Here is a 13,203-nt window from a genome sequence, read left to right as displayed (position 1 = left end):
TATGCTGGAACAACTCATTGCGGTCGTAAAAGACGTTGCACAAGAGGAGATTATGCCTCGATATATGCAAGTGGTGCGCCACCGTAAAGCGGATGGTAGCTTTTATACTGAAGCTGATTTAGTCGCACAGAAAGTTTTGCTGGATAAACTCCAGAGAATTCATCCTGCTGCAGTAATGGGTGAAGAAATGTCCATACAGCAACAACATGCACTGTGGGAAGCGGGAGATGCCGGGCTCTGGAGCGTTGATCCAATCGACGGCACCTCCAATTTTTTTAATGGCCTTCCCTATTTTGGAGTTTCCGTCGCATTGATGCGCAAGGGGCGAAGTATTTTGGGTGTGGTCTACAACCCTGTCACAAAAGAATTGTTTTACGCAGAGAAAGGTAAAGGTGCTTATCTTAATGGTATTCGATTACCGTTGAGAAATCGTGAGACTCATTTACGAAATGCAATAGCTAACGTCGATCTTAAACGCCTTGATCGTAAGCTGGCTGAGAAGATAGCTGCCTCTCCTCCCTATGCGTCACAGCGTAACTTTGGTGCATGTACTCTAGAATGGTGTTATACCGCTGCGGGTTACTTTGATTTGTATCTCCACGGTGGCCAGAAACCTTGGGATTACGCTGCCGGCTGTCTGATTCTGGAAGAATCAGGTGGCTCTATGTGCAGCTTTGAGCAGGATGATTATTGGGCAGGATCACCCTGGCAACGCTCAGTAATTGCTGCACTTGATCCTGCATTATTTAGGCAATGGCGTGATTGGGTAAGAGCACACTATCAAAATGACGGGATTTCTGCGGTGTAGGATGTTTTATCCTAAATTCCTCAGTTGAAATCTTTTAAATTGCTCAAGAACCCTACTGATTAAGGCACTTTGAGAGATTCATGGCCTCACCAATCAGGTGAGATTTTAATAAAATAATCAAAATCTTCTCACAGTATTGTCACACCTTGCTTTCAGCTTGTTTACTGTAACTTAGGAGCAGTTAATATTTTTGGCCGGGAACTGTTGATAGAATTATATTACAGCTATTTTCATCCTAAATTCCAACAGAGGAACTTAGGTGTATAGTTATTAAAAACTCAAAAGAACAGATTGCCTCTATGAAAATTCTTATTCTGGGAGCCGGGCGAGTTGGTTCTACTGTTGCCGAGAGCCTGGTAAGTGAGGCAAATGACATCACGGTGGTCGATATTGCCGCAAATCAGTTAGCCTTACTGCAGGATCGCTTTGATTTAAGAACAGTTGCCGGAAATGCTTCTCATCCTTCAGTACTTAAACGAGCAGGGGCTGAAGATACTGATATGGTATTGGCTGTCACCGAAAGTGATGAAATCAATCTTGTGGCATGTAAGATTGCCGCCAGCTTATTCAATATTCCTACCAAAATTGCACGAATTCGTGCAAGTGATTTTCTAAAGCATCCTGATATTTTTTCACAAAAGAATTTTTGTGTTGATTATGCTATCTATCCAGAGCAAATATTAACTGAATATATCGAGAAATTAATCGAATTTCCAGAAGCATTACAGGTACTTGATTTTGCTTCTGGTAAAGTGAGTCTGGTCGCTGTAAGGGCACTACAAGGTAGGCCATTGGTAGGACATCAACTACAGACATTACGGAAGCATATCCCCAATATCGATACCCGAGTTGCAGCGATATTTCGCAAAGATCGCCCTATTATTCCCGAAGGAAGTAGCGCCATCGAGGAGGGTGATGAAGTTTTTTTCATAGCGGCTACTCAGGATATTCGTGTTGTGATGAGTGAGCTCCGCAGCATGGATAAGCCGGTCAAACGGGTCATGATTGGGGGAGGCGGTAAAATTGGCAGGCGTCTGGCGGAAGCACTGGAAAAAGAATATCAAGTCAGAATCATCGAACGTGATGGCAAGATATGCGAGCTTCTGTCTCAGGAACTACATTATGCGCTGGTGCTGCATGGAGATATCACGGATGAAGAATTACTGGAGGATGAGAATGTAGCTGAAATGGATGTATTTTGTGCATTAACCAATGACGATGAAAATAATATCATGGCATCGCTGTTAGCTAAGCGTCTGGGTGCACGAAAGGTCATTGCTTTAATTAACAGAAGTGTATATGTGGATTTAGTTCAAAGCAGTGGAATTGATATCGCAATTTCACCTGCACAAGTGACGATTGGCTCATTACTTGCCTATGTCCGGCAGGGAGACGTCGCTGCAGTCCATAGTTTGCGTCGTGGAGCAGCTGAGGCGCTTGAGCTGGTCGCGCACGGTGACTCCCAATCATCCAATATAGTCGGACGCAAAATCGAGGATATCAAATTACCTAAAGGTGCGACGATCGGTGCCATCGTGCGTGGCTTACCACCGCAGAACAAGCGGTGGTTGAGTACAGGCGCTATTGAGGAAAGTAATAATGCCAAAGATTGGGATAAAGCACGCGTCATTATTGCTCACCACGATACAGTCATTGAGTCAGAAGATCATGTAATTCTGTTTGTCATCAATAAAAAGATGATTCGACAAATTGAAAGGTTATTTCAGGTTAGCGCATCCTTTTTATAATTGACCGATCCATGAATCAATTTTTGTCGGTTACCAATGTACTGAGCAAGATCATACTGGTATTCGGATTTACGATGCTGGTACCTTACGGTGTCGCATACTGGTCAGAAGATGGCTCATCAGTTGTTTTTGGTGAGGCTATTCTGATGACAATGAGTTGTGGCGCAATTATCGGATTAATGACCCGCCGTTACAAGCGTGAACTACAGATTCGTGATGGTTTTTTATTGGTTGTTCTAGTTTGGCTCCTGCTTCCACTTTTTGGCATGCTGCCTTTATTACGTTTTTTTCCTGACATCAGTTTTGCTAAAGCATACTATGAGGCAACATCTGGTCTGACAGCCTCTGGAGGAACAGTCTTAACCGGTCTCGATATCCTGCCTCACTCGATTAATTTGTGGCGTGGTGAAATGGTATGGTTAGGAGGTATGGGATTGATTGTATTGGCTGTTGCTATTCTGCCTATGCTCGGGGTAGGGGGTAGACAGATATTTAAAGCAGAGATACCCGGCCCCATGAAAGAGTCTAAATTGACACCTCGTATTGCTGAGACCGCGAAAGGATTATGGTTAGTGTATGTATTGCTCACCTTGATTTGCATGATTGCATACAAGCTGGCGGGGATGAACTGGTTCGATGCAGTCATGCATGCATTCACGACTTTGGGGTTAGGGGGATTTTCTTCTCATGATGGAAGTTATGGATATTGGAACTCGCCAATAATTGAATTGGTTGCGATCATATTCATGATGATCAGCGGAATAAATTTTGCAACCCACTTTATGGTCTGGCGAGCTAAAAGCTTCTCATCTTATTATCATGATCCTGAGATCAAACCTTATTTTGTGATTGTATTAGCTAGCTGTATAGGGCTTGCCGGCTATTTATGGTTGACAGGAGTGTATACTGATCCGTTAACAGCGCTGCGCTATGCTTCTTTTAATGTTGTTTCCGTTGCGACTACTACCGGTTACAGCAATACTGATTATAGCTTGTGGCCGATATTTGCTCCGCTATGGATGCTATTTTTATCCGGTTTTTGTACTTCCTCTGGATCAACTGGAGGGGGAATTAAAATGATCCGTGTGAGGATTTTATATCAGCAGTTTTTTCGTGAATTGATCACAATTATGCATCCGCAAGCAATTTCGCCTGTTAAGTTAGGGAAAAATGTAGTCGCCAATCGAATTATCTTTGCAGTATTCGTATTTTTATTTGTTTATTTAGCAAGTATGATTCTCTTGACTTTGGTGCTGACGTTAAGTGGTCTGGATGAAATAACAGCCTTCTCGGCTGCAGTCGCAAATATCAATAATCTGGGGCCCGGACTTAATCAAATTGGACCAGCGACAACCTATGCTTCTTTGACAGATTTCCAGATCTCGCTCTGTAGCTTTGCTATGTTACTGGGAAGACTAGAGTTTTATACTTTTTTAATCGTATTTACGGCTGCTTTCTGGAAAAAATAGATTACTCACTATTATGTCAATATTTTGGTAATATTATGTTAAAAATATACACATGAGTAAGTTTTGCATATAGTATCATTACAGGAATGATGGTTATATTGCAAATTTAGGTAATAATTTACAAGATTTATATATACTTAGAGAACTTCAGAAAGAATCGCTTGTTGCCTCGTTTCAAGTTCACATCGTAGTGCTGTGTATCTACGCATTTTTCAAAAGCTATCCTTAGGCATATATTATTCAGGCAACTACCATTTATTTTTAACTACCAATTACTTTTAGTAATTTATGAGATTAGCCATCTTCTTTTGAAGATTATTCGGGTAGCTTTAGCGATAGCTTTGATTTATGGATTAAATTAATCTTAGCTTGAAAAATTGAATAGCTATGAGAACGATACTTGCATAACTCGATTCTTAATATTTTAACTTTTGACATACTCCATACATTCACTGTAGGTAGTTATGGTCTTTTAGAGATAACTAAATCTAAGTTAGTAACTTGGTGTAATTTGGAAAATAGTGCGCTATACACAAACTATGAATAACGAAAAAAAATATGATATCAATATATTGGTCCGCACAACATACTTGCCAGAACAATCAGACGAAGAAGCGGATCGCCATGTATTTTCTTATACTATTAGTATTTCCAATACAGGAAATGTGGCATCCCAATTAATAAGTCGCCATTGGATCATTACGAGTGGTGATGGTAATATTCATGAGGTACGAGGTTTAGGTGTGGTAGGAGAACAACCCCTTATTAAACCTGGCGATACTTTCGAATATACCAGCGGTACAACGATTCCTTCTCTAGCTGGCACAATGAAGGGAAGTTATCAAATGGTTGCTGAGGATGGCTTTCATTTTACCGTAGATATTCCTGAATTCATTTTGAGTGTTCCAAGAGTGCTTCATTAAATATTTAACAAATCAGATTGACCTTAGACTTCTACGATTAAGGTATTTTCAAAGATGCTAGTTAGATCATTCCTAATAGCTTCATGATTTGACAGCGAAATGAGTTGTAGACTGTCTGTATATGCATCCTGGCACACTATTCCTTATACCGGCTCCATTAGGAGAGGCAGAGTTTGCTGATATCATTCCTGCAAATGTTCAGCAGCGTATTACTTGTCTCAAATATTTTATTGTTGAGCATCCAAAGACTGCTAGATATTTCCTGAAGCAGATTGAAGGGATGCGGCCTTTACAAGAAATTGAGATGCAGGTATTAAATGAGCATACCCGGTTTAATGAGCTAGGTCGACTACTTGAACCTTTACTTGCAGGAAATGATATAGGACTGTTATCTGAAGCAGGTTGTCCCGCCGTTGCTGATCCGGGGGCAAATCTTGTACGGGCTGCACATCAAAAGCATGTGCCTATTGTTCCGCTTGTGGGACCATCCTCTATTTTATTAGCGTTGATGGCATCTGGACTGAATGGACAAAGCTTTCACTTTCATGGTTATTTACCCATAAAGCACGAACTGCGTCTCAAAACAATTATCCAATTAGAGCAAGAATCAGCACGATTTAATCAAACCCAAATCTTTATAGAAACACCATATCGGAATCAGAAATTGCTGGAGTTGCTCATCCAGAACTGTAATGACGAAACTGATTTATGTATTGCCAGTAATCTTACTTTAAAAGATGAATATATTGCTACCAAGAAAATCAAGGAATGGAAAAGCTATTTACCCCAAATAAACAGGAGACCGACAGTTTTTTTATTGCACAGATAATTTGAAGGGGTTCTCTTTTCTCTTATCAGCTTACGAGAATAAATACGAATTCTGCTGTTACCATCATTTTATAAATCATAGTTAATTATTTGCATAGATTAAACATCATTTATATTATTCTTACTCCTGGTAACAGCATTTTCCTGATAAAGCCTATCAGTTATATTGATATTGCTTCATTTATCTTTTTTGAATAAACTCAATTTTATACCCATCTGGATCTTCAATAAATGCAATAACAGTAGAACCGTGTTTCATTGGACCAGCCTCACGCGTTACTTTTCCTCCTAAGTTTTTTATTTTTTCACACATTTCGTATGCATTGTCTACTTCTATTGCAATGTGGCCAAATGCTGTGCCAAGTTCATATTTTTCTATACCCCAATTATAAGTTAATTCTAAAACAGCATTTTCTGATTCATTCTGATAGCCTACAAATGTCAGCGTGAATTTTCCATCCGGATATTCTTTCTGGCGCAAAACTTTCATACCCAGAATTTTGGTATAAAAATGAATAGATTTTTCGAGATTTCCTACTCTCAGCATCGTATGAAGTATGCGCATTATATATTTACCATCTCAAAATCTTCTTTACGTGCGCCACATTCAGGGCAAGTCCAATTAATTGGTACATCTTCCCATCGCGTTCCAGGAGGAATTCCTTCTTGGGGTGCACCTTCGGCTTCATCATAGATATAACCACAGATCAAACACATGTATCGGTGATAAATCTGATTTTCATCGGTCTGCATGATAGATCGAAACGTCCTTTTAAGTTAAAATTATATTTTACGGTATTATTGCATGTCACAACCACCCCCCAAAGTATTATCATTTGCTGCAAGCGATCCAAGCGGCGGAGCAGGTATACAGGCTGATATTCTCACATTAGCAAGTATAGGATGTCATCCACTTTCAGTTATTACCGCGGTAACCATCCAGGACACTGTTGGCATTGAAAATATAATGGCGCTAGATTCTGAGTGGATTACAGATCAGGCTCGTATCGTACTAGAAGATATGCCAGTAGATGCTTTTAAAATAGGCCTGCTCGGCAGTGTAGAAACTGTCGTTGCCATTGCGGAAATAATTGCTGATTATCCTGATATTCCAGTGGTTCTTGATCCAGTGCTTGCTTCTGGTCGTGGTGATCCACTTGCTAATGAACAGATAATTACAGCCATACGTGATTTATTAATTCCACAAACCACCATTATTACGCCCAATAGTCTAGAAGCAAGGCGGCTGATACTTGAGAATGAGGACGAATTAGAGATTATTGATTTAAAGCAAAGTGCGGATCGGTTATTACAGATAGGTTGCGAATATGCCTTGATCACGGGTACTCATGAAAATACAGGGAAGGTAATTAATACATTGTATGATACCAACGGGGTTATCCGATCTGATGAATGGCAGCGTTTGCCCGGGTCTTATCATGGATCGGGATGCACGCTCTCGTCAGCAATTGCCGCCTCTCTCGCACATGGATTGCCTATCGCTGAAAGTGTTTATGAAGCACAAGACTATACTTGGCATGCACTTAAATCAGGGTTCCGTCCCGGGATGGGACAATATTTACCAGATAGATTTTTCTGGGCGTCTGATGAGAATGATTTAGAAGAAAAAAAAAGCTGATTTTAATGATCTCTCACGAAATGAATGGTTTATATGCTATTACGCCTGGTATTACGGATACAACACAACTGTGTGAGATGACGCGTCAGGCGATTGCAGGTGGCGTTCAATATGTTCAATATCGAAATAAAATCGCCGATTACAGACTGCGTTTGGCTCAGGCAAATGCGTTATCCAAGCTTTGTAAGCAATATGGTACTCGCTTAATTATTAATGATCATTATGATCTGGCTATAGAAGTCGACGCTGACGGCATACATATAGGAAAAGAAGACATTGCTATTACTGATGCTAGAGACTATCTAGGGAAAAACAAAATTATTGGCGTGTCCTGTTATAATCAGCTGGAGTTAGCGCTTGGGGCAGAAAGAATGGGCGCTGATTATGTTGCATTTGGCGCCTTTTTTTGCTCAAAAACTAAAACTAATACGGTAAGAGCATCAACTGACCTACTGTCTGAAGCAAAGAAGAAATTGAATATTCCCATCGTTGCAATTGGTGGCATTACTCTGGCTAATGCTTCCTCATTAATCGCTCATGGAAGCAATTCTATTGCTGTATGTCATGAGCTATTTGGTACGCAGGATATTCAATTTGTTGCAAAAAAATTTAGCCAGCTATTTTTTAGGACTGAACAAACTTTTTCTTCATCATCTTAATGACGAGTAAGTAAATGACCTCACTTAATCAACAATTATATGAATCATCTCAAAAATATATTCCTGGAGGTGTTAACTCGCCTGTACGTGCTTTTAAATCTGTTGGTGGCACGCCTATTTTTTTTAAACGTGGTAAAGGTGCTTATTTTTGGGATGCGGATGAAAAATCTTATATAGATTATGTCGGCTCATGGGGACCGCTTATCCTTGGTCATGCTCATCCCAACGTGGTCAAAGCAGTTCAAGAAGCAGCACAGAATGGATTATCCTTTGGCGCTCCTACCGAGACAGAACTTGAAATTGCTGAGCTGCTTTGCAAATTGCTTCCTTCGATAGAACAAGTGCGATTGGTGAGTTCAGGTACTGAAGCCGGGATGAGTGCCATTCGCTTAGCACGTGGCTATACTGGTAGAAGCCATATTATTAAATTTGAGGGGTGTTATCACGGTCATGATGATGCCTTATTAGTAAAAGCGGGTTCTGGGGCATTGACATTTGGTCACCCCAGTTCAGCAGGTGTTCCAGCTGAAACTGCAGCACATACCATTGTACTAAGTTATAACGATATTGATGGCTTAGAAAGAGCCTTTGATGAATTTGGTAAGGAAATTGCTGCCGCTATCGTTGAGCCTGTCGCAGGGAATATGAATCTGGTGAAAGCAGAGCCGGATTTTTTACTAGCTTTAAGAAGACTAAGCACACAACATGGTAGCGTCCTGATTTTTGACGAAGTCATGACAGGTTTTCGTGTTGGTCTGGAATGTGCTCAGGGACTTTATCAGATAAAACCTGATATTACGATACTAGGTAAAGTGATAGGAGGAGGTATGCCTCTGGCTGCATTTGGAGGACGACGGGAAATTATGCAATGCCTGGCTCCACTCGGTGCGGTATACCAAGCGGGTACTTTATCTGGTAATCCTGTTGCAGTTTCAGCTGGACTAGCAACGCTTCGCGAAGTGCAAGCGCCCGGTTTTTATGAGACACTCTCAGCTAAAACTCAACAGCTGACTCAAGGTTTGACAGCCGTTGCAAACAAATGTGGCGTAAATTTTTGCGCCGAGTCTGTTGGTGGCATGTTTGGTTTATATTTTTGTAAAGAACCGCCAAAAAGTTTTGCAGAGGTAATGGCGTGTGATAGAGCAGCGTTTAATCGCTTTTTTCATGCGATGTTAGAAGAGGGAGTTTATTTTGCGCCATCTGCCTATGAGGCCGGTTTCGTTTCTGCTATGCATAATAGCGAAGAGATTGATAATACGTTGCTTGCAGCTGAACGTATTTTTAGCTCTTGGGTATAAAAATGTTAAATTACCACCGATGATAACGGTGGTAATTTCCAATTTTCAATGAGAGGCTATGCCTCTTTTTTAACAGCGGAATCTCATTCTAGTGTAACGTTGCAATATATTCAGCTACAGCTTTTATTTGCTGAGCACTCATGCGTAGTACGACTTTTTGCATGGAGTGATTGATGTCATTAGTACGACCTCCACGATAAAATGCATCTAATTGAGAAATGGTATAGGCTGGGTGCTGACCTGCGAGCTTTGGATAATGAGGAGGGATACCTGCTCCGTTAGGGGAATGGCAGCTGGAACAAGCTGGCACATTATTTTCTAAGTTACCGCCGTCATATATTCTTTTACCGACTTCTAGTAATGATTCATCACTATTAGTTGTCGTTGCAGGCGTGATTTTTTGTTGAGCATAGTAAGCGGCGATATTCTGCATATCATCTGCAGAGAGTGCTGCCACCATAGAAACCATCACCTGACTATCGCGTTTTGCAGGTGAATCACCTTCTACCTTGAAATCCATTAATTGCTTGGTGATATACTCCGGATGCTGGCCAGCAAGAGTGGGGTTGTTTGGGATAACGCTATTGCCATCAGCGTTATGGCAGCCAGCGCAAACACCCGTAGCAATTTCTTTGCCTTTTTCAGAATCACCATGAGTGCTAGGTGTATCGGCTAAAATTTGATTTGAAAATATAAATGCAAAAATGACAGCAGTATTTTTAATGACTTTCATATTTTGAGGAATTGATGATTTTAAGGTTTTCATAAAAAGAAAAGAGCCAAATTAACTTCGCATTCTAACAAGGTTTACTTATAGCAGTAAACGGTTATAGCTGATAATCCATCAGAATAAAAATATTTTTTACTTATATCAGCGCTGGTTAAAAGAAATTTTCGAATATTGTTTAGCTAGGATTGAATTAAAAAAAGATCGCATGACACAAAAGATAAAGATATCTATAAAAATAAAATTGTTATCTTCAGGAGTAGCATGCAAAATATAACTATATTTGGTATCGATTCGTATCGTACCAGAGCAAATATCATATAAATAAAGTAATGTAAGATTTAAAGGTAATTAATGAGTTGCTGAATTTAATATAGCGTGCCTCTAAAAATTCAGAGTTTTAAACAAGACAAGGCTAGCAAAAAATATTGACGCAGCCTATAACTGATAGCTAAGGAAACATTTTTTTTGAACTACGAAGATTGTGACAAAACAAGGTAAGCGGGTCATTCTTCGAAGCGAATGCTCGCAAATATGAGTTTCAGAAGTGCTCATTACTTTAATGATCTAAGTTAAGTAGTATACCGTGACATAGTACTATTTCATTCAGCATATTACGTGAGCAGTTGGTAGCAATGCAATAGTTCGAGAGAATAAAAAATAAAGGTATTTGTATTTCAAGCGTAAATGTAAATATTAGTAAGTTAAAATTTGAGCTAGTAAAATTCATCATTTTTAATCACCCGAAAACGAAAGAAGTGGAAGAGAAAACCCATACCCTTATTCAGCAATTTTTGATAGTAAGTCGGAAATACCAAAATGGATGACCTAATGGCAACAACAAGCTCTAAAATATAAAAAATGAAGAATTTTATTATGTAATAGGTGGATTATTGAGAAATATTGTGACGGTCCAGATAAAAACCCCTGAGGAAATTGAAAAAATGCGGATAGCCGGTAGATTGGCGTCCGAGGTTCTTGATTATATTACCCCTTATGTTGTGAGAGGAAGGACAACTGGCGAACTTGATAAGCTTTGCCATGACTACATGGTTAATGTCCAAAAAACTACACCTGCACCCCTTAATTATGCTCCCCCTGGATACAGCCCTTTTCCAAAATCAATCTGTACTTCAATTAACCACCAGGTCTGTCATGGCATTCCAGGAGATAAAAAATTGAAAGAGGGAGATATCGTCAATATTGATGTGACGGTAATCTATAATGGATATCATGGGGATACCAGTCGCATGTATTATGTTGGGCAGCCGTCGATACAGGCAAAGCGCTTATGTGAGGTAACTTTTGAATCGATGTGGCGAGGAATAGAAGAAATCAGGCCTGGTAAACATTTAGGTGATATTGGCTATGCCATTCAACGCATGGCTGAAGGTGCAGGTTATAGCGTAGTAAGAGAATTTTGTGGTCATGGTATTGGTGCAAAATTCCATGAAGATCCCCAGGTTCTTCATTATGGGCATCGCGGTGCAGGTTTGATGCTTAAGGCCGGTATGATTTTTACCGTTGAACCTATGATCAATGCGGGGAAAGCTGCTATTCGCGCGCTACCAGATGGGTGGACGGTGATAACGAAAGATCGCAGCTTATCAGCCCAATGGGAACATACAGTATTAGTTACTGAGAATGGTTATGAAATATTAACAGTATCAACAGGTTCTCCGCCGAAACCGACTTCTTATCGTTTTGTTACCTGAATATCTTGCTCTAATATTTTAGATGAAAATTTTTGATAACGGATTCCAATAATGTTCCGTCATAACAATCGCGCTGCTAGCCAAATTCGCCCAGTCAGGATTACACGTCGTTATACCAAGTATGCTGAAGGAGCCGTTCTCATTGAATTTGGTGATACCAGAGTTATATGTACGGCAAGTGTAGCCGACAAAGTGCCTCCCTTTCTTAAGGGAACAGGGCAGGGATGGTTAACTGCTGAGTATGGTATGTTACCCTGCTCAACGAATGAGCGCATGCAGAGAGAGGCTGCAAAAGGAAAACAGTCCGGGCGCACCATGGAAATTCAACGCTTAATAGGACGAGCATTACGCTCAATCATTAATTTGGAAACTTTAGGAGAACTAACTATTCAGATTGATTGTGATGTCATCCAGGCGGATGGAGGAACCAGGACGGCAAGTATTACGGGTGCATTTGTCGCATTATACGATGCAATCGAATCTCTGCTGACACAGCGCTTGATCGTGAGTAATCCAATACGGGATCATGTTGCAGCTATTTCAGTGGGCATACATGATGGTTCACCTTTGATGGATCTGGATTATTCTGAAGATTCTACTTGCGATACTGATATGAATGTTGTAATGACAGGAAGTCTTGGTTTGGTGGAAATACAAGGAACCGCCGAAGGTGCAGCATTTACCCGGAAAGAGATGGATGCAATGTTAGATTTGGCTCAGCAGGGAATACAAGAGCTGATTGCCTTGCAAAAAAAAGCACTCGCAGCAGATTATTAATACATGCAAGAGCTTATCATTGCAAGTAGTAACTCAGGCAAGTTGAGAGAAATACAACAATTACTAGCACCACTTGGAATCGAGGCCATAGCGCAATCAAATTTGGCAGTAACTGAAATCGAAGAGCCTTATGGCACTTTTGTTGAGAATGCGCTTGCCAAAGCACGTCACGCTAGCCGAGTGACTGGTTTACCTGCGCTTGCCGATGATTCTGGTATTTGTGTTAATATTCTGGGCGGTGCGCCCGGTGTCTTTTCTGCCCGCTATGCAGGGGAGCCTAAGTCAGACGAGCGTAACAACCAGAAACTAATTGGTATCTTGAGAAATCAATCTGATCGCAGTGCCTATTACTACTGTATTATCGTGTTGGTAAGGCACGCTAACGATCCACAGCCCATTATTGTTGATGGTAGCTGGCATGGTGAGATCGTGCTGGAACCTCGGGGACAGAGGGGTTTGGATATGATCCGTATTTTTTCTTACCTGAATTGAATAAGACTGCGGCACAGCTTCCAATGGAGCAAAAAAACCAGATCAGTCATCGTGGAAAAGCACTCAAGAAGTTAAGCGAGTTTCTTGCGACTACTAAACGCTGATTATTTTTTTATCGAA

13 protein-coding genes and 1 pseudogene are annotated in these 13,203 nt (G+C 40.5%); 11 read left to right on the top strand and 3 right to left on the bottom strand.

Features of this window, described 5'->3' with window-relative positions:
* The first annotated feature begins 1 nt into the window (after nucleotide 1).
* The 5 genes from AAW31_RS11995 to AAW31_RS11975 all read left to right on the top strand — a co-directional run bounded on the left by AAW31_RS11995 (nucleotide 2) and on the right by AAW31_RS11975 (nucleotide 5,777).
* Nucleotides 2-808 carry an inositol monophosphatase family protein gene (locus AAW31_RS11995; protein ID WP_046850402.1) on the top strand — a complete coding sequence of 269 codons (807 nt, stop codon included), beginning with the start codon at nucleotides 2-4 and terminating at the stop codon, nucleotides 806-808.
* A gap of 299 nt (nucleotides 809-1,107) precedes the next feature.
* Nucleotides 1,108-2,556: a Trk system potassium transporter TrkA gene (gene trkA / locus AAW31_RS11990; RefSeq protein ID WP_046850401.1), complete on the top strand. Its 1,449-nt coding sequence runs from the start codon at nucleotides 1,108-1,110 to the stop codon at nucleotides 2,554-2,556.
* Between the two features lie 11 nt (nucleotides 2,557-2,567).
* The gene (locus tag AAW31_RS11985; protein WP_046850400.1) at nucleotides 2,568-4,025 is read left to right on the top strand and encodes a TrkH family potassium uptake protein; all 1,458 of its coding nucleotides are present in this window, start codon (nucleotides 2,568-2,570) and stop codon (nucleotides 4,023-4,025) included.
* Between the two features lie 539 nt (nucleotides 4,026-4,564).
* Nucleotides 4,565-4,948, top strand: a complete 384-nt coding sequence (gene apaG, locus AAW31_RS11980; protein ID WP_046850399.1) for a Co2+/Mg2+ efflux protein ApaG — start codon at nucleotides 4,565-4,567, stop codon at nucleotides 4,946-4,948.
* Between the two features lie 121 nt (nucleotides 4,949-5,069).
* Nucleotides 5,070-5,777: an SAM-dependent methyltransferase gene (locus tag AAW31_RS11975; protein WP_046850398.1), complete on the top strand. Its 708-nt coding sequence runs from the start codon at nucleotides 5,070-5,072 to the stop codon at nucleotides 5,775-5,777.
* A gap of 180 nt (nucleotides 5,778-5,957) precedes the next feature.
* Here the strand turns inward: AAW31_RS11975 and gloA are convergent, their stop codons facing one another.
* Both gloA and AAW31_RS11965 read right to left on the bottom strand, forming a co-directional pair.
* Nucleotides 5,958-6,341: a lactoylglutathione lyase gene (gene gloA, locus AAW31_RS11970; RefSeq protein ID WP_046850397.1), complete on the bottom strand. Its 384-nt coding sequence runs from the start codon at nucleotides 6,339-6,341 to the stop codon at nucleotides 5,958-5,960.
* Nucleotides 6,341-6,529, bottom strand: a complete 189-nt coding sequence (locus AAW31_RS11965) for a rubredoxin (protein WP_046850396.1) — start codon at nucleotides 6,527-6,529, stop codon at nucleotides 6,341-6,343. The genes gloA and AAW31_RS11965 overlap by 1 nt, the downstream gene beginning before the upstream one ends.
* A gap of 52 nt (nucleotides 6,530-6,581) precedes the next feature.
* On the opposite strand from AAW31_RS11965, the gene thiD reads away from it, so the two are divergent.
* From thiD to hemL, 3 genes are read left to right on the top strand one after another with little or no spacing between them, the layout of a single operon-like run.
* A complete protein-coding gene (thiD, locus tag AAW31_RS11960; RefSeq protein WP_046850395.1) occupies nucleotides 6,582-7,415 on the top strand; it encodes a bifunctional hydroxymethylpyrimidine kinase/phosphomethylpyrimidine kinase in 834 nt (277 codons plus the stop codon).
* 5 nt (nucleotides 7,416-7,420) lie between these two features.
* On the top strand, nucleotides 7,421-8,074 hold the full coding sequence (gene thiE / locus AAW31_RS11955) for a thiamine phosphate synthase (RefSeq protein ID WP_046850394.1): 654 nt from the start codon (nucleotides 7,421-7,423) through the stop codon (nucleotides 8,072-8,074).
* Between the two features lie 14 nt (nucleotides 8,075-8,088).
* Nucleotides 8,089-9,372, top strand: a complete 1,284-nt coding sequence (gene hemL / locus AAW31_RS11950; protein ID WP_046850393.1) for a glutamate-1-semialdehyde 2,1-aminomutase — start codon at nucleotides 8,089-8,091, stop codon at nucleotides 9,370-9,372.
* Between the two features lie 88 nt (nucleotides 9,373-9,460).
* On the opposite strand, the gene AAW31_RS11945 is transcribed toward hemL, so the two are convergent.
* Nucleotides 9,461-10,138, bottom strand: coding sequence for a c-type cytochrome (locus AAW31_RS11945; protein WP_235264368.1), 678 nt, complete (start codon nucleotides 10,136-10,138; stop codon nucleotides 9,461-9,463).
* Between the two features lie 866 nt (nucleotides 10,139-11,004).
* On the opposite strand from AAW31_RS11945, the gene map reads away from it, so the two are divergent.
* From map to rdgB, 3 genes and pseudogenes are all read left to right on the top strand, one after another.
* A complete protein-coding gene (map, locus tag AAW31_RS11940) occupies nucleotides 11,005-11,814 on the top strand; it encodes a type I methionyl aminopeptidase (RefSeq protein ID WP_046850392.1) in 810 nt (269 codons plus the stop codon).
* A 51-nt stretch (nucleotides 11,815-11,865) separates the two neighbouring features.
* Nucleotides 11,866-12,591, top strand: a complete 726-nt coding sequence (gene rph, locus AAW31_RS11935) for a ribonuclease PH (protein WP_046850391.1) — start codon at nucleotides 11,866-11,868, stop codon at nucleotides 12,589-12,591.
* Between the two features lie 3 nt (nucleotides 12,592-12,594).
* Nucleotides 12,595-13,187 (top strand): annotated as a pseudogene (gene rdgB / locus AAW31_RS11930) (RdgB/HAM1 family non-canonical purine NTP pyrophosphatase).
* Nucleotides 13,188-13,203: the final 16 nt, after the last annotated feature.

The sequence above is a fragment of the Nitrosomonas communis genome, assembly GCF_001007935.1.
GTDB lineage: Bacteria > Pseudomonadota > Gammaproteobacteria > Burkholderiales > Nitrosomonadaceae > Nitrosomonas > Nitrosomonas communis.
This window is presented reverse-complemented; position numbering and strand designations above follow the sequence as displayed.

Coding starts and splice junctions, on each gene's coding strand:
- AAW31_RS11995 (WP_046850402.1), top strand. CDS start 2: ATGCTGGAACAACTCATTGCGGTCGTAAAAGACGTTGCACAAGAGGAG.
- trkA (WP_046850401.1), top strand. CDS start 1,108: ATGAAAATTCTTATTCTGGGAGCCGGGCGAGTTGGTTCTACTGTTGCC.
- AAW31_RS11985 (WP_046850400.1), top strand. CDS start 2,568: ATGAATCAATTTTTGTCGGTTACCAATGTACTGAGCAAGATCATACTG.
- apaG (WP_046850399.1), top strand. CDS start 4,565: ATGAATAACGAAAAAAAATATGATATCAATATATTGGTCCGCACAACA.
- AAW31_RS11975 (WP_046850398.1), top strand. CDS start 5,070: ATGCATCCTGGCACACTATTCCTTATACCGGCTCCATTAGGAGAGGCA.
- gloA (WP_046850397.1), bottom strand. CDS start 6,341: ATGCGCATACTTCATACGATGCTGAGAGTAGGAAATCTCGAAAAATCT.
- AAW31_RS11965 (WP_046850396.1), bottom strand. CDS start 6,529: ATGCAGACCGATGAAAATCAGATTTATCACCGATACATGTGTTTGATC.
- thiD (WP_046850395.1), top strand. CDS start 6,582: ATGTCACAACCACCCCCCAAAGTATTATCATTTGCTGCAAGCGATCCA.
- thiE (WP_046850394.1), top strand. CDS start 7,421: ATGATCTCTCACGAAATGAATGGTTTATATGCTATTACGCCTGGTATT.
- hemL (WP_046850393.1), top strand. CDS start 8,089: ATGACCTCACTTAATCAACAATTATATGAATCATCTCAAAAATATATT.
- AAW31_RS11945 (WP_235264368.1), bottom strand. CDS start 10,138: ATGAAAACCTTAAAATCATCAATTCCTCAAAATATGAAAGTCATTAAA.
- rph (WP_046850391.1), top strand. CDS start 11,866: ATGTTCCGTCATAACAATCGCGCTGCTAGCCAAATTCGCCCAGTCAGG.